The sequence below is a fragment of the Pseudomonas sp. NBRC 111138 genome (assembly GCF_001320835.1).
GTDB lineage: Bacteria > Pseudomonadota > Gammaproteobacteria > Pseudomonadales > Pseudomonadaceae > Aquipseudomonas > Aquipseudomonas paracarnis.
This window is the reverse complement of sequence record NZ_BCBO01000036.1, coordinates 1-15,430: the sequence shown is the minus strand read 5'-3', so window position 1 is coordinate 15,430 and position 15,430 is coordinate 1. Positions and strand designations below refer to the sequence as shown.

Sequence of the window (15,430 nt, the reverse complement as noted above, 5' to 3'; positions counted from 1 at the left end):
TCTGGTGGGGCGTCGATCATGACTGATATCCAGCCTTTCTATGCAATGACCCTGCGCATGGCTATCATGCGTGCCTCATTCTGAGGCGATATGTGCATGCTGACGTTGTTGAAACTTCTGAAAGATGGTCGCTTTCATTCTGGAGAAGCGCTTGGTGCCGCCCTAGGCGTCAGTCGCAGTGCCGTGTGGAAGCAGCTTCAGCATCTTGAGGCAGAATTGAATCTCCCCATTCATAAGATCCGGGGGCGCGGATATAGATTGGCTGCGCCATTGATGTTTTTGAATGCGCAGGAAATTTCTCAGAGGGCGGCTTCCTTGGCTTGGCCCGTTCACATTTTCGACTCCATTGACTCCACTAATGCTGAGGCTTTACGTCTTGTCGATGCGGGCAGTGCGGCTCCTTTTATTGTGCTAGCGGAGCAGCAGACGGCTGGTAGGGGGCGACGAGGCCGCAAATGGGTCAGTCCATTTGCGCAAAACGTTTACTACAGCCTTGTATTGCGTGTTGAGGGCGGCCTGCGGCAACTGGAAGGGCTGAGTCTGGTGGTGGGGTTGGCAGTCCTGCAGGCTCTGCGTGAGTCGGGCGTGGAGGGCGCAGCTTTGAAGTGGCCAAACGACGTCCTGGTTGGGCACAAGAAAATCTCAGGCATCTTGCTTGAGTTGGTGGGAGATCCCGCAGATATCTGTCACGTTGTGCTAGGGATAGGTATCAATGTGAATATGCAGAAGGCTGTAGAGGTTGATCAGCAGTGGACCTCGATGCAGCTCGAGACGGGCTCTTCTGTTGATCGCAATCACCTGGTGGCGCGACTGGGCTTGCAACTACAAGCCTACCTGGACCGACACAAGGCTGCGGGTTTTGCCGGGCTGCAAGCAGAATGGCAGCAGCATCACGCGTGGCAAGGGAAGTGTGTGTCGCTTATCGCGGGTGTCAATCGGATTGATGGGGTTGTGCTCGGTGTGGATTGTCAGGGCGCGTTGCGTTTGGATGTCGGTGGCGTTGAGAAAATATACAGCGGTGGTGAGCTAAGCCTGAGGTTGCGTGATGATTCTTGAGCTCGACTGTGGAAATAGCTTTATCAAGTGGCGTGTTCTTGAGTCGAGTGATGCAAGTGTCCGCGCCGAAGGCATCGCAGGTTCGGATATTGCGCTGATCGACAGTTTGGTGGCTTTGCCTGGTCTATTGCTCACGCGTTGTCGGTTGGTGAGTGTTCGCGCGCTTGAGGAGACCGATAAGTTGATAGCCGCGTTGGTAGGGGCATTTGGCGTTGCTGTTTCCTGTGCCACCTCTGCTCGAGAAATGAGCGGAGTGCGCAACGGCTACGAAGACTTCCAGCGCCTTGGAATGGATCGATGGCTGGCCATGCTAGGCGCGTTCAAGTTGGCGTCAGGTGCATGCCTGGTACTCGATTTTGGTACGGCGGCGACCGCAGATTTTATCGGTCCGGACGGTGAGCACCTGGGTGGTTTTATTTGTCCGGGTATGCCGCTTATGCGTAATCAACTGCGAACCCATACTCGCAAGATACGCTACGACGACGCGGCCGCTGAGCGGGCGCTGGAGCGTCTCTCTCCAGGTCGCACGACCGTAGAGGCCGTCGAGCGTGGTTGTACGCTCATGCTTAGAGGTTTCGTGCTGACTCAGCTCGAGTTGGCGCGAGGCTATTGGGGGGAGGATTTCACGGTCTTCCTCACTGGAGGCGATGCCGACCTGGTCAGGGATGCTGCGCCGCAGGCTCGGCTGGTCCCGGACCTGGTGTTTGTTGGTTTGGCGATGGCGTGTCCTTTGTCTTGAGGTGATTATGCGCTGGCTGTTTTTACTTTTACTGGTTCTCAATGTTTTTTATTACGTCTGGCATCAGCAAGAGGCGCCATTGCGGGCCAAGGATGTCACGCCCTTGAATCTCCATCGAGGAGCGCAGCAAGATATTCGCCTCTTGAGTGAGTCGGCAGATGCGGTGGCTCGGCGTGATCGAGCGAGGTCGGCGGAGGCGCAGAATACCTGCTTGTACATCGGCGGTTTCTCGGATCGACGCCAAGCCTCTTCTCTTGAGCAGAGGCTCACGAGCCTGGATATAAAGGTCACGGTCCAGTTGCTGAATGCACAGAGCGCCTCGGGTTATTGGTTGCGTGTGGCCCCTGAAAGCCGTCGCCTGGCTGACGATCTGCCCTTTGAAAGCCTTGCTAATGAATTCAATGAGTTAAAACATAAAATAATGCTGTGCGAAGGCATTGCAACTCTCGAATAGTTTGCATAGAATGGCGCCCGCTTCGCAGTGAAGACCTTTAAGGGCTACAGTGCGAAGCTACCGTCAATGCAGCTAACCTCATAATTTAAATGAGAAAATGCTTGACAGAAGGTCGGCGTGATGTAAAATGCCGGCTCGCTTAGGAGGGGTTCCCGAGCGGCCAAAGGGATCAGACTGTAAATCTGACGTCTACGACTTCGAAGGTTCGAATCCTTCCCCCTCCACCATTTTTAGCGTGAGCTGCAAGCTCCGCGGGTATAGTTTAGTGGTAGAACCTCAGCCTTCCAAGCTGATGATGCGGGTTCGATTCCCGCTACCCGCTCCAAGTTTGCAGGTTGTGCAAGGTGTTTCGCTCTTGTAGCTCAGTTGGTAGAGCACACCCTTGGTAAGGGTGAGGTCAGCGGTTCAAATCCGCTCAAGAGCTCCATATGACAAGGCAGATATGAAAATATCTGCCTTTGTTTTAACAGCTGCCTCGGCTTGAATGTTGTTCGGTGTTTCAGGTCTTGTGGGGTTGGTTGTTGTAAAGTCTTTTTCAGGCCTGCATAATGGTCGGCCTGATTTTGTTTTAGGTCAGTAGCTCAATTGGCAGAGCGACGGTCTCCAAAACCGTAGGTTGGGGGTTCGATTCCCTCCTGACCTGCCAGATTCACGTGGTGTGTCTGGCTTTCTTTTCACAGGATCTTCATAGATGACTCCTAAGGCTGAAGCTCAAAGCTCTCGTTTCGATCTGGTAAAGTGGCTCGCTGTAGTCGCCTTGGTGGTCGTAGGCGTTGTTGGCAATCAGTACTATTCTGCTTCGCCGATCCTGTACCGTGTACTCGCTTTGCTTGCCCTCGCTGCTGTAGCTGCCTTTGTAGGCCTGCAGACTGCCAAAGGCAAGTCCTTCGCGGTACTGGTTAAGGAAGCTCGCACCGAAATCCGTAAAGTCGTTTGGCCGACTCGCCAAGAAACCACTCAGACCACATTGATTGTCGTGGCTGTTGTTCTGGTTATGGCGTTGCTGTTGTGGGGGCTTGATTCCCTGCTCGGCTGGCTTGTTTCCTTGATTGTTGGCTAAGGGTGTCCCGTGGCTAAGCGTTGGTACGTTGTGCATGCTTACTCGGGTTACGAGAAGCATGTTATGCGCTCTTTGCTGGAGCGCGTAAAGCTGGCAGGCATGGAAGATGGCTTCGGCGAAATTCTGGTTCCCACTGAAGAAGTGGTTGAAATGCGGAATGGGCAGAAGCGCAAAAGCGAACGCAAGTTCTTCCCTGGCTACGTGCTGGTACAAATGGACATGAACGAAGGTACTTGGCACTTGGTCAAGGATACCCCTCGCGTCATGGGCTTCATTGGCGGTACTGCCGACAAGCCTGCTCCGATCACCGACAAAGAGGCGGAAGCAATTCTGCGTCGTGTTGCTGACGGTAGCGACAAGCCCAAGCCGAAGACATTGTTCGAGCCGGGTGAGGTTGTTCGCGTTACAGACGGTCCGTTCGCTGATTTTAACGGTACGGTCGAAGAAGTTAACTACGAAAAGAGCCGGATCCAAGTGGCAGTGCTCATTTTCGGTCGCTCTACCCCGGTAGAGTTGGAGTTCAGCCAGGTCGAAAAGGTCTAGCTGGGCAAGCATCCCAACCCCGCAGCCTAGGCTGTGGGGTTTTGTCGTCACTGGGATAAACGCGCAAGTAACCGGGGAGCCTTTCGAGGCGTTTGAACCCGTAATTGGAGTGCCTCATGGCCAAGAAGATTACCGCTTACATCAAGCTGCAAGTGAAGGCCGCTCAGGCCAACCCTAGCCCACCCGTCGGTCCAGCTCTGGGTCAGCACGGCGTGAACATCATGGAATTCTGCAAGGCCTTCAACGCCCGTACTCAGGGTCTTGAGCCAGGTCTGCCGACTCCAGTGATCATCACTGTATACAGCGACCGTAGCTTCACCTTCGAAACCAAGTCGACCCCGGCTTCGGTTTTGCTGAAGAAAGCTGCCGGTCTGACCAGCGGTTCCGCTCGTCCTAACACCGTTAAGGTTGGCACTGTAACCCGTGCTCAGCTGGAAGAAATCGCGAAAACCAAAAACGCGGATCTGACTGCAGCTGATATGGATGCAGCCGTGCGTACCATCGCCGGTTCTGCTCGTAGCATGGGCCTTAACGTGGAGGGTGTGTAATGGCTAAGCTGACCAAGCCCCAAAAGGCTATCGCCGGCAAAATCGAAGCGGGCAAGTCCTACAACTTCGTAGACGCTGCTGCCCTGCTGACCGAGCTGTCGACTGTCAAGTTCAGCGAGTCTGTTGACGTTGCTGTGAACCTGGGCGTTGACCCACGTAAATCCGACCAGGTCGTTCGTAGCGCTACTGTGCTGCCACACGGTACTGGCAAGACTGTACGTGTTGCCGTCTTCACCCAAGGCCCAGCTGCTGAAGCTGCTCTGGCCGCTGGTGCTGATCGCGTTGGCATGGATGACCTGGCTGCCGAAATGAAAGGCGGCGACCTGAACTATGACGTCGTAATTGCTTCCCCGGATGCAATGCGCGTTGTAGGTCAGTTGGGTCAGATCCTCGGTCCACGTGGCCTGATGCCTAACCCTAAAGTCGGCACCGTAACTCCAGACGTAGCTACCGCGGTTAAAAACGCCAAGGCTGGTCAGGTTCGTTATCGCACCGACAAAAACGGCATCATTCACACCTCCGTTGGCAAAGTCGGCTTCGATGCCGTCAAGCTGAAGGAAAACGTTGAAGCCCTGATCGCTGATCTGAAGCGTATCAAGCCTGCTTCTTCGAAAGGTATCTACGTCAAGCGCGTTACCCTGAGCACCACTATGGGCCCAGGCCTGGTCATCGACCAAGGCTCGCTGGACGTATAAGACATAAATTGGCGCAAGTAATTGCGCCAATTGAAAGATTGGGGTCCCTGCCTGGCGGGGGCTATCCAAGACCGTAGGCGACGCAAGTCTTAAACCAACAAGCCTACGCAGATGGTGCTCCCGGTTCCTTACCGAATCAGACACCAAAACGACATCAGGCCTAGGCCAGATGAAACGGTAACAAGCAGGAGTTAAACCCGTGGCAATTAATCTCGAAGACAAGAAGGCCATCGTCGCTGAAGTCAACGAGGCTGCCAAAGCTGCTCTGTCCGCTGTCGTGGCTGATGCCCGTGGTGTGACAGTAGGCGCTATGACCGGACTCCGTAAAGAGGCTCGTGAAGCTGGCGTATACGTACGTGTTGTACGTAACACCCTGCTCAAGCGCGCCGTTGCTGACACTGAATACAGTGTTCTCAACGACGTGTTCACCGGCCCGACTCTGATCGCGTTCTCTAAAGATCATCCAGGCGCTGCTGCCCGTTTGTTCAAAGAATTCGCCAAGAGTCAGGATAAGTTCGAGATCAAGGCAGCTGCGTTCGAGGGCAAGTTCCTCGCAGCTAACCAAATCGACGTACTGGCAACACTGCCGACCCGCGACGAAGCCATTTCGCAGCTGATGAGCGTGATTCAAGGCGCTACCAGCAAGCTGGCTCGTACTCTGGCTGCAGTTCGCGAGCAAAAAGAAGCTGCCGCAGCCTAAGGCTGAGCAACCTCTCTCGCGTATTTTTGTTTATTTCGATGGCCGCGTAGGCCGTCCCCCAATTCAGGAAATACAGCAATGTCTATCTCCCAAGACGATATCCTCAACGCCGTAGCTGAAATGTCGGTTCTGCAGGTTGTTGAGCTGATCAAAGCTTTCGAAGAAAAATTCGGCGTTTCCGCTGCCGCTGCTTCCGCCGGTCCAGCTGCTGCTGCTGCCGTTGTTGAAGAGCAAACCGAATTCAACGTCATGCTGACCGAAGCTGGCGAGAAGAAAGTAAACGTGATCAAGGCAGTACGTGAACTGACAGGTCTGGGCCTGAAAGAAGCCAAGGCTGTAGTTGACGGCGCTCCTGCCATGGTTCTGGAAGCTGTTACTAAAGACGCAGCTGACAAAGCCAAAGCTACTCTGGAAGAAGCAGGCGCTAAAGTCGAGCTGAAGTAAGCATCGACCTTGCGTCTCCAGCCCAAGCGTTAAGCTGAAGGCTGATGGCTGGTGGCTCTTGCCACCGGCCTTTTTCCGTTCTTGGCTGTCGACTCGGTCGCCGCCATTAACGCGCTGTAGCCACCCGAAGCGGTGGTGCAAACCATGGGGTTTGCAAGATTTTCTGGCTGCTCCCGTCGGAGGGGCCAAACAAGCAGGTGACCAAGCTGGGGAACGCTGATGGCTTACTCATATACTGAGAAAAAACGTATCCGCAAGGACTTTAGCAAGTTGCCGGACGTCATGGATGTCCCGTACCTTCTGGCTATCCAGCTGGATTCGTATCGTGAATTCTTGCAGGCGGGAGCGACCAAAGATCAGTTCCGCGACGTGGGCCTGCATGCGGCCTTCAAATCCGTTTTCCCGATCATCAGCTACTCCGGCAATGCTGCGCTGGAGTACGTCGGTTATCGCCTGGGCGAACCGGCATTTGATGTCAAAGAATGCGTGTTACGTGGCGTTACGTACGCCGTACCTTTGCGGGTAAAAGTCCGTTTGATCATTTTCGACAAAGAATCGTCGAACAAAGCGATCAAGGACATCAAAGAGCAAGAAGTCTACATGGGCGAAATCCCATTGATGACCGAGAACGGTACCTTCGTAATCAACGGTACCGAGCGTGTAATCGTTTCCCAGCTGCACCGTTCCCCGGGCGTGTTCTTCGACCACGACCGCGGCAAGACGCACAGCTCCGGCAAACTCCTGTACTCCGCGCGGATCATTCCGTACCGCGGTTCGTGGTTGGACTTCGAGTTCGACCCGAAAGACTGCGTGTTCGTACGTATCGACCGTCGTCGCAAGCTGCCGGCCTCGGTACTGCTGCGCGCACTCGGCTATACCACTGAGCAAGTGCTGGACGCTTTTTATACCACCAACGTATTCAGCCTGAAGGATGAAACCCTCAAGCTGGAGCTGATCGCTTCGCGTCTGCGTGGTGAAATTGCCGTCCTGGACATCCAGGATGAAAAAGGCAAGGTCATCGTTGAGGCTGGCCGTCGTATCACTGCGCGCCACATCAACCAGATCGAAAAAGCCGGTATCAAAGAGCTGGAAGTGCCTCTGGACTACGTTCTGGGTCGCACTACCGCCAAGGTCATCGTTCACCCGGCTACAGGCGAAATCCTGGCTGAGTGCAACACCGAGCTGAACACCGAGATCCTGGCCAAAATCGCCAAGGCCCAGGTTGTTCGCATCGAGACCCTGTACACCAACGATATCGACTGCGGTCCGTTCATCTCCGACACACTGAAGATCGACTCCACCAGCAACCAATTGGAAGCGCTGGTCGAAATCTATCGCATGATGCGTCCTGGTGAGCCGCCAACCAAAGACGCTGCCGAAACCCTGTTCAACAACCTGTTCTTCAGCCCTGAGCGTTATGACCTGTCTGCGGTCGGCCGGATGAAGTTCAACCGTCGTATCGGTCGTACCGAGATCGAAGGTTCGGGCGTGCTGTGCAAGGAAGACATCGTCGCGGTATTGAAGACTTTGGTCGACATCCGTAACGGCAAAGGCATCGTCGATGACATCGACCACCTGGGTAACCGTCGTGTTCGCTGCGTAGGCGAAATGGCCGAGAACCAGTTCCGCGTTGGCCTGGTGCGTGTTGAGCGTGCGGTCAAAGAGCGTCTGTCGATGGCTGAAAGCGAAGGCCTGATGCCGCAAGACCTGATCAACGCCAAGCCAGTGGCTGCGGCGGTGAAAGAGTTCTTCGGTTCCAGCCAGCTTTCGCAGTTCATGGACCAGAACAACCCGCTCTCCGAGATCACCCACAAGCGCCGTGTTTCTGCACTGGGCCCGGGCGGTCTGACCCGTGAGCGTGCTGGCTTTGAAGTCCGTGACGTACACCCGACGCATTACGGTCGTGTATGCCCGATCGAAACGCCGGAAGGTCCGAACATCGGTCTGATCAACTCCCTGGCTGCCTATGCGCGCACCAACCAGTACGGCTTCCTCGAAAGCCCATACCGTGTGGTGAAAGACGCCCTGGTCACCGACGAGATCGTATTCCTGTCCGCCATCGAAGAAGCTGATCACGTGATCGCTCAGGCTTCGGCCACGATGAACGACAAGAAAGTCCTGGTCGACGAGCTGGTAGCTGTTCGTCACTTGAACGAGTTCACCGTCAAGGCGCCGGAAGACGTCACCTTGATGGACGTTTCTCCGAAGCAGGTAGTTTCGGTTGCAGCGTCGCTGATCCCGTTCCTGGAACACGATGACGCCAACCGTGCGTTGATGGGTTCCAACATGCAGCGTCAAGCTGTACCGACCCTGCGTGCTGACAAGCCGCTGGTAGGTACCGGCATGGAGCGCAACGTAGCACGTGACTCCGGCGTTTGCGTCGTGGCTCGTCGTGGCGGCGTGATCGACTCCGTTGATGCCAGCCGTATCGTGGTTCGTGTTGCCGATGACGAAGTAGAAACTGGCGAAGCCGGTGTCGACATCTACAACCTGACCAAATACACCCGCTCGAACCAGAACACCTGCATCAACCAGCGTCCGCTGGTGAGCAAGGGTGATCGCGTTCAGCGTAGCGACATCATGGCTGACGGCCCGTCCACCGACATGGGTGAACTGGCTCTCGGCCAGAACATGCGCATCGCGTTCATGGCATGGAACGGCTTCAACTTCGAAGACTCCATCTGCCTGTCCGAGCGTGTGGTTCAAGAAGACCGCTTCACCACGATCCACATCCAGGAACTGACCTGTGTGGCGCGTGATACCAAGCTTGGGCCTGAGGAAATCACTGCAGACATCCCGAACGTGGGTGAAGCTGCACTGAACAAGCTGGACGAAGCCGGTATCGTTTATGTTGGTGCTGAAGTTGGCGCTGGCGACATCCTGGTCGGTAAGGTCACTCCGAAAGGCGAGACCCAACTGACGCCGGAAGAGAAGCTGCTGCGCGCCATCTTCGGTGAAAAAGCCAGCGACGTTAAAGACACCTCCCTGCGTGTACCTACCGGTACCAAGGGTACGGTCATCGACGTACAGGTCTTCACCCGTGACGGCGTTGAGCGTGATGCTCGTGCACTGTCCATCGAGAAGACTCAGCTCGACGAGATCCGCAAGGACCTGAACGAAGAGTTCCGTATCGTTGAAGGCGCGACCTTCGAACGTCTGCGTTCCGCTCTGGTAGGCCACAAGGCTGAAGGCGGCGCAGGCCTGAAGAAAGGTCAGGACATCACCGACGAAATCCTCGACGGTCTTGAGCACGGGCAGTGGTTCAAACTGCGCATGGCTGAAGATGCTCTGAACGAGCAGCTCGAGAAGGCCCAGGCCTATATCGTTGATCGCCGCCGTCTGCTGGACGACAAGTTCGAAGACAAGAAGCGCAAACTGCAGCAGGGCGATGACCTGGCTCCAGGCGTGCTGAAAATCGTCAAGGTTTACCTGGCAATCCGTCGCCGCATCCAACCGGGCGACAAGATGGCCGGTCGTCACGGTAACAAGGGTGTGGTCTCTGTGATCATGCCGGTTGAAGACATGCCGCACGATGCCAATGGCACCCCGGTCGACGTCGTCCTCAACCCGTTGGGCGTACCTTCGCGTATGAACGTTGGTCAGATCCTTGAAACCCACCTGGGCCTCGCGGCCAAAGGTCTGGGCGAGAAGATCAACCGCATGATCGAAGAGCAGCGCAAAGTCGCAGACCTGCGTAAGTTCCTGCACGAGATCTACAACGAGATCGGCGGTCGCAACGAAGAGCTGGACACCTTCTCCGACCAGGAAATCCTGGATCTGGCGAAGAACCTGCGCGGCGGCGTTCCAATGGCTACCCCGGTGTTCGACGGTGCCAAGGAAAGCGAAATCAAGGCCATGCTGAAACTGGCAGACCTGCCAGAAAGCGGCCAGATGCAGCTGTTCGACGGCCGTACCGGCAACAAGTTCGAGCGCCCGGTTACTGTTGGCTACATGTACATGCTGAAGCTGAACCACTTGGTAGACGACAAGATGCACGCTCGTTCTACCGGTTCGTACAGCCTGGTTACCCAGCAGCCGCTGGGTGGTAAGGCTCAGTTCGGTGGTCAGCGTTTCGGGGAGATGGAGGTCTGGGCACTGGAAGCATACGGTGCTGCATACACTCTGCAAGAAATGCTCACAGTGAAGTCGGACGATGTGAACGGTCGTACCAAGATGTACAAAAACATCGTGGACGGCGATCACCGTATGGAGCCGGGCATGCCCGAGTCCTTCAACGTGTTGATCAAAGAAATTCGTTCCCTCGGCATCGATATCGATCTGGAAACCGAATAACACGTGACGCGAATCGAGAGCGGGGCTGTTTAGCCCGCTCTCTGCTCCGCCAGGAGGAAAGGCCTTGAAAGACCTACTGAATTTGCTGAAAAACCAGGGTCAAGTCGAAGAGTTCGACGCCATCCGTATTGGATTGGCATCGCCTGAGATGATCCGTTCGTGGTCGTTCGGTGAAGTTAAAAAGCCGGAAACCATCAACTACCGTACGTTCAAACCTGAGCGTGACGGCCTGTTCTGCGCCAAGATCTTTGGCCCGGTAAAGGATTACGAGTGCCTGTGCGGTAAGTACAAGCGCTTGAAGCACCGGGGTGTGATCTGTGAGAAGTGTGGCGTTGAAGTCGCACTGGCCAAGGTTCGTCGTGAGCGCATGGCGCACATCGAACTGGCTTCGCCGGTTGCCCACATCTGGTTCCTGAAATCGCTGCCGTCCCGTATCGGCTTGCTGATGGACATGACCCTGCGTGATATCGAACGTGTTCTCTACTTCGAGAGCTATGTCGTTATCGACCCAGGCATGACCACCCTTGAAAAAGGTCAGCTGCTGAACGACGAGCAGTACTTCGAAGCGCTTGAAGAGTTCGGCGACGATTTCGATGCCCGCATGGGTGCCGAAGCTGTCCGCGAGCTGCTGCACGCTATCGACCTGGAGCACGAGATTGGTCGTCTGCGTGAAGAGATTCCGCAAACCAACTCCGAAACCAAGATCAAGAAGCTGTCCAAGCGTCTGAAGTTGATGGAGGCCTTCCAGGGTTCCGGCAACTTGCCAGAGTGGATGGTGCTGACCGTTCTGCCGGTTCTGCCGCCAGACCTGCGTCCGCTGGTACCGTTGGACGGTGGTCGTTTCGCGACGTCCGACCTCAACGACCTGTACCGCCGCGTGATCAACCGTAACAACCGCTTGAAGCGCCTGCTTGATCTGTCCGCTCCGGACATCATCGTGCGCAACGAAAAGCGTATGTTGCAAGAAGCGGTCGATGCCCTGCTCGACAACGGTCGTCGTGGCCGCGCTATCACCGGTTCCAACAAGCGTCCTCTGAAATCCTTGGCTGACATGATCAAGGGTAAGCAAGGTCGTTTCCGTCAGAACTTGCTCGGTAAGCGTGTTGACTACTCCGGTCGTTCGGTAATTACCGTAGGCCCGACCCTGCGTCTGCACCAGTGCGGTCTGCCTAAGAAGATGGCACTCGAGCTGTTCAAGCCGTTCATCTTCGGCAAGCTGGAAATGCGCGGTCTCGCGACCACCATCAAAGCGGCCAAGAAGATGGTCGAGCGCGAACTGCCAGAGGTTTGGGACGTTCTCGCTGAAGTGATTCGCGAACACCCGGTTCTCCTCAACCGTGCACCGACCCTTCACCGTCTGGGTATCCAGGCGTTTGAACCGGTGCTGATCGAAGGTAAGGCTATCCAGCTGCACCCTCTGGTCTGTGCCGCGTACAACGCCGACTTCGACGGCGACCAAATGGCCGTGCACGTACCGCTGACACTGGAAGCCCAGTTGGAAGCGCGTGCGTTGATGATGTCGACCAACAACATTCTGTCGCCAGCCAACGGTGAGCCAATCATCGTTCCGTCGCAGGACGTTGTATTGGGTCTGTACTACATGACTCGTGAAGCGATCAACGCCAAAGGCGAAGGTCGTGTGTTCGCTGACCTGCAAGAAGTTGACCGTGTGTTCCGTGCCGGCGAAGCCGCACTGCACGCCAAGGTCAAGGTGCGGATCCACGAAACCGTCAACGACCGTGACGGCGGCAGCGTGAGCAACACCCGTATCGTCGACACCACTGTCGGCCGTGCGCTGTTGTACCAGGTTGTGCCAAAAGGTCTGTCGTACGACGTCGTCAACCTGCCGATGAAGAAAAAGGCGATCTCCAAGCTGATCAACCAGTGCTACCGCGTGGTTGGTTTGAAAGAGACCGTTATCTTCGCTGACCAGTTGATGTACACAGGTTTCGCTTACTCGACTATCTCCGGCGTTTCCATCGGCGTTAACGACTTCGTTATCCCGGATGAAAAAGCCCGCATCATCAGTGCTGCCACTGACGAAGTGAAAGAGATCGAGAGCCAGTACGCCTCCGGCCTGGTAACCCAGGGCGAGAAGTACAACAAGGTGATCGACCTTTGGTCCAAGGCCAACGACGAAGTGTCCAAGGCGATGATGGCCAACCTCTCGAAAGAGAAAGTCATCGACCGTCACGGCGACGAAGTTGACCAAGAGTCCTTCAACTCGATGTACATGATGGCCGACTCGGGCGCACGGGGTTCTGCTGCGCAGATCCGTCAGCTCGCCGGTATGCGTGGCCTGATGGCCAAGCCGGACGGTTCCATCATCGAAACGCCGATCACTGCGAACTTCCGTGAAGGTTTGAGCGTACTTCAGTACTTCATCTCCACTCACGGTGCTCGTAAGGGTCTTGCGGATACCGCGTTGAAAACCGCTAACTCCGGTTACCTGACTCGTCGTCTGGTAGACGTTGCACAAGATCTGGTTGTAACCGAGATCGATTGCGGCACCGAGCACGGCCTGCTGATGACGCCGCACATTGAAGGCGGTGACGTTGTAGAGCCGCTGGGTGAGCGCGTATTGGGTCGTGTTATTGCCCGTGACGTATTCAAGCCAGGTACCGAGGAAGTTATCGTTCCTGCCGGCACCCTGGTTGACGAGAAGTGGGTCGAGTTCATCGAACTCAACAGCATCGACGAAGTGATCGTTCGCTCGCCGATCAGTTGCGAAACCCGCTACGGCATCTGCGCCAAGTGCTATGGCCGTGACTTGGCTCGTGGTCACCAGGTGAACATCGGTGAAGCGGTCGGCGTTATCGCTGCCCAGTCCATCGGTGAGCCGGGTACCCAGCTCACCATGCGTACGTTCCACATCGGTGGTGCGGCAAGCCGGACCTCCGCAGCCGACAGCGTTCAGGTGAAGAATGGCGGTACCGTCCGCCTGCATAACCTCAAGCACGTTGAGCGAGTGGATGGTCACCTGGTTGCTGTGTCCCGTTCCGGTGAGCTGGCCATCGCTGATGACTACGGTCGTGAGCGTGAGCGTTACAAGCTGCCGTACGGTGCTGTGATTTCGGTTAAAGAAGGTGACAAGGTCGACGCTGGCGCAATCGTGGCCAAGTGGGATCCGCACACTCACCCAATCGTTACCGAAATGAAAGGTACCGTGACCTACGTGGGCATGGAAGAAGGCATCACGATCAAGCGTCAGACTGACGAATTGACCGGTATGACCAACATTGAAGTACTCGACGCCAAAGATCGTCCAGCTGCTGGTAAGGACATCCGTCCTGCCGTGAAGATGGTCGATGACAACGGCAAGGATCTGTTGCTGCCAGGCACTGACGTAATCGCTCAGTACTTCCTGCCAGCCAACGCCCTGGTCGGTGTAGCGGATGGTGCGAAGATCGCGATCGGTGATGTTATCGCGCGTATCCCGCAAGAAACTTCGAAGACCCGTGACATCACCGGTGGTCTGCCGCGTGTTGCCGACTTGTTCGAAGCTCGTCGTCCGAAAGAAGCGTCGATTCTGGCTGAAGTCAGCGGCACCATCGCGTTCGGTAAAGAAACCAAAGGCAAGCGCCGTCTGGTTATTACCCCGAACGACGGTAGCGATCCGTATGAAGAGCTGATTCCGAAGTGGCGTCACCTGAACGTGTTCGAAGGCGAACAGGTAAACCGCGGCGAAGTTATCTCCGACGGTCCGAGCGATCCACACGACATCCTGCGTCTGCTGGGTGTGAGTGCGCTGGCCAAGTACATCGTTAACGAGATCCAGGACGTTTACCGTCTGCAAGGCGTGAAGATCAACGACAAGCACATCGAGACCATCCTGCGTCAGATGCTGCGTAAAGTTGAAATCGCTGAATCCGGCGATTCCAGTTTCATCAAGGGCGACCAGATGGAGCTGACTCACGTACTGGTAGAAAACGAGCGCCTGGCGAACGAAGAGAAGTTTGTCTCCAAGTTCACTCGCGTGCTGCTGGGTATCACCAAGGCGTCGTTGTCCACTGAGTCGTTCATCTCGGCGGCCTCCTTCCAAGAGACCACTCGCGTACTGACCGAAGCAGCGGTAACCGGCAAGCGCGATTACCTGCGCGGCCTGAAAGAAAACGTAGTCGTGGGTCGTCTGATCCCGGCAGGTACCGGTTTGGCTTACCACAGCGAGCGTAAGCGTCGCCGTGATGCTGACAAGCCGCTGCGCGTAAGCGCCAGTGAAGTGGAAGCTGCACTGACCGAAGCGCTGAACTCAAGCGGTAACTGAGTTCTGCGATAGATGAGTCTGGGCCCTGGCACTCCCGTTCGTCGGATCGAGGCATTTTTGCCCCGGTTCGACGCGAGGGGAGGTCGGGGCCTTGCCTTGACTGGGGACAAGATCCTCTTTAGACTCTTGTACCCCTAAATTTGGCGGGAATTCGTTCCTGCCATTTTGCTTTTCTTGCAAGACAATAGCGTCGCAAGACAACAGTGGAGCTAGTAGATGGCAACTATCAACCAGCTGGTACGTCAGCCGCGTAAGCGTATCGTCGAGAAATCCGACGTACCTGCGCTGCAGAACTGCCCGCAACGTCGTGGCGTATGCACCCGTGTGTATACCACCACGCCGAAAAAACCTAACTCGGCACTGCGTAAAGTATGCCGTGTGCGTCTGACTAACGGTTTCGAGGTTTCCTCGTACATCGGCGGTGAAGGCCACAACCTGCAAGAGCACAGCGTGGTACTGATCCGCGGCGGTCGTGTAAAAGACTTGCCAGGTGTTCGTTATCACACCGTACGCGGTTCCTTGGATACTTCCGGCGTTAAAGGTCGTAACCAGGGTCGTTCGAAGTACGGTACCAAGAAGCCTAAGTAGTAGCGGCTTTTTGTAAACCTGAATCATCTTATTTTCTGAGTCGATA

At 55.7% G+C, this 15,430-nt stretch carries 12 protein-coding genes and 4 tRNA genes; all 16 read left to right on the top strand.

Annotated features, from left to right (window positions below; all coding sequences use genetic code 11):
- The first annotated feature begins 96 nt into the window (after window positions 1-96).
- The 16 genes from birA (at window position 97) to rpsL (ending at window position 15,384) form a co-directional block, all read left to right on the top strand.
- Window positions 97-1,056, top strand: coding sequence for a bifunctional biotin--[acetyl-CoA-carboxylase] ligase/biotin operon repressor BirA (gene birA / locus APH41_RS07320; protein ID WP_054918205.1), 960 nt, complete (start codon window positions 97-99; stop codon window positions 1,054-1,056).
- Window positions 1,046-1,795 carry a pantothenate kinase gene (locus APH41_RS07315; protein WP_054896954.1) on the top strand — a complete coding sequence of 250 codons (750 nt, stop codon included), beginning with the start codon at window positions 1,046-1,048 and terminating at the stop codon, window positions 1,793-1,795. The genes birA and APH41_RS07315 overlap by 11 nt, the downstream gene beginning before the upstream one ends.
- A gap of 7 nt (window positions 1,796-1,802) precedes the next feature.
- Entirely contained in the window at window positions 1,803-2,249 is a 447-nt protein-coding gene (locus tag APH41_RS07310; RefSeq protein ID WP_054896953.1) for a hypothetical protein, read from the top strand.
- Window positions 2,250-2,391: 142 nt separating this feature from the next.
- A tRNA-Tyr gene (locus tag APH41_RS07305) sits at window positions 2,392-2,476 on the top strand.
- A 24-nt stretch (window positions 2,477-2,500) separates the two neighbouring features.
- A tRNA-Gly gene (locus APH41_RS07300) sits at window positions 2,501-2,574 on the top strand.
- A gap of 26 nt (window positions 2,575-2,600) precedes the next feature.
- A tRNA-Thr gene (locus tag APH41_RS07295) sits at window positions 2,601-2,676 on the top strand.
- Between the two features lie 143 nt (window positions 2,677-2,819).
- Window positions 2,820-2,895, top strand: a tRNA-Trp gene (locus tag APH41_RS07290).
- 45 nt (window positions 2,896-2,940) lie between these two features.
- A complete protein-coding gene (gene secE, locus APH41_RS07285; protein ID WP_003194658.1) occupies window positions 2,941-3,309 on the top strand; it encodes a preprotein translocase subunit SecE in 369 nt (122 codons plus the stop codon).
- 9 nt (window positions 3,310-3,318) lie between these two features.
- The gene (gene nusG, locus APH41_RS07280; protein WP_003176436.1) at window positions 3,319-3,852 is read left to right on the top strand and encodes a transcription termination/antitermination protein NusG; all 534 of its coding nucleotides are present in this window, start codon (window positions 3,319-3,321) and stop codon (window positions 3,850-3,852) included.
- A 116-nt stretch (window positions 3,853-3,968) separates the two neighbouring features.
- Window positions 3,969-4,400, top strand: a complete 432-nt coding sequence (gene rplK, locus APH41_RS07275; protein ID WP_003176435.1) for a 50S ribosomal protein L11 — start codon at window positions 3,969-3,971, stop codon at window positions 4,398-4,400.
- The gene (gene rplA / locus APH41_RS07270; RefSeq protein WP_054918203.1) at window positions 4,400-5,095 is read left to right on the top strand and encodes a 50S ribosomal protein L1; all 696 of its coding nucleotides are present in this window, start codon (window positions 4,400-4,402) and stop codon (window positions 5,093-5,095) included. Before rplK ends, rplA begins: the two co-directional genes overlap by 1 nt.
- Window positions 5,096-5,294: 199 nt before the next feature.
- Complete coding sequence (gene rplJ / locus APH41_RS07265) at window positions 5,295-5,795, top strand: 50S ribosomal protein L10 (protein ID WP_003232405.1); 501 nt, start codon at window positions 5,295-5,297, stop codon at window positions 5,793-5,795.
- A gap of 78 nt (window positions 5,796-5,873) precedes the next feature.
- Entirely contained in the window at window positions 5,874-6,239 is a 366-nt protein-coding gene (gene rplL, locus APH41_RS07260; RefSeq protein WP_020302454.1) for a 50S ribosomal protein L7/L12, read from the top strand.
- 219 nt (window positions 6,240-6,458) lie between these two features.
- A complete protein-coding gene (gene rpoB / locus APH41_RS07255; RefSeq protein ID WP_010206926.1) occupies window positions 6,459-10,532 on the top strand; it encodes a DNA-directed RNA polymerase subunit beta in 4,074 nt (1,357 codons plus the stop codon).
- A 64-nt stretch (window positions 10,533-10,596) separates the two neighbouring features.
- A complete protein-coding gene (rpoC, locus tag APH41_RS07250) occupies window positions 10,597-14,796 on the top strand; it encodes a DNA-directed RNA polymerase subunit beta' (RefSeq protein ID WP_003194653.1) in 4,200 nt (1,399 codons plus the stop codon).
- Window positions 14,797-15,012: 216 nt separating this feature from the next.
- On the top strand, window positions 15,013-15,384 hold the full coding sequence (rpsL, locus tag APH41_RS07245) for a 30S ribosomal protein S12 (RefSeq protein ID WP_002555494.1): 372 nt from the start codon (window positions 15,013-15,015) through the stop codon (window positions 15,382-15,384).
- The last annotated feature ends 46 nt before the right edge of the window (window positions 15,385-15,430 follow it).

What these genes read in the sequence shown, in the direction of transcription:
- birA (WP_054918205.1), top strand. Translation starts at nt 97, where the DNA reads ATGCTGACGTTGTTGAAACTTCTGAAAGATGGTCGCTTTCATTCTGGA.
- rplA (WP_054918203.1), top strand. Translation starts at nt 4,400, where the DNA reads ATGGCTAAGCTGACCAAGCCCCAAAAGGCTATCGCCGGCAAAATCGAA.
- APH41_RS07310 (WP_054896953.1), top strand. Translation starts at nt 1,803, where the DNA reads ATGCGCTGGCTGTTTTTACTTTTACTGGTTCTCAATGTTTTTTATTAC.
- rplL (WP_020302454.1), top strand. Translation starts at nt 5,874, where the DNA reads ATGTCTATCTCCCAAGACGATATCCTCAACGCCGTAGCTGAAATGTCG.
- rpoB (WP_010206926.1), top strand. Translation starts at nt 6,459, where the DNA reads ATGGCTTACTCATATACTGAGAAAAAACGTATCCGCAAGGACTTTAGC.
- secE (WP_003194658.1), top strand. Translation starts at nt 2,941, where the DNA reads ATGACTCCTAAGGCTGAAGCTCAAAGCTCTCGTTTCGATCTGGTAAAG.
- APH41_RS07315 (WP_054896954.1), top strand. Translation starts at nt 1,046, where the DNA reads ATGATTCTTGAGCTCGACTGTGGAAATAGCTTTATCAAGTGGCGTGTT.
- rpsL (WP_002555494.1), top strand. Translation starts at nt 15,013, where the DNA reads ATGGCAACTATCAACCAGCTGGTACGTCAGCCGCGTAAGCGTATCGTC.
- rplK (WP_003176435.1), top strand. Translation starts at nt 3,969, where the DNA reads ATGGCCAAGAAGATTACCGCTTACATCAAGCTGCAAGTGAAGGCCGCT.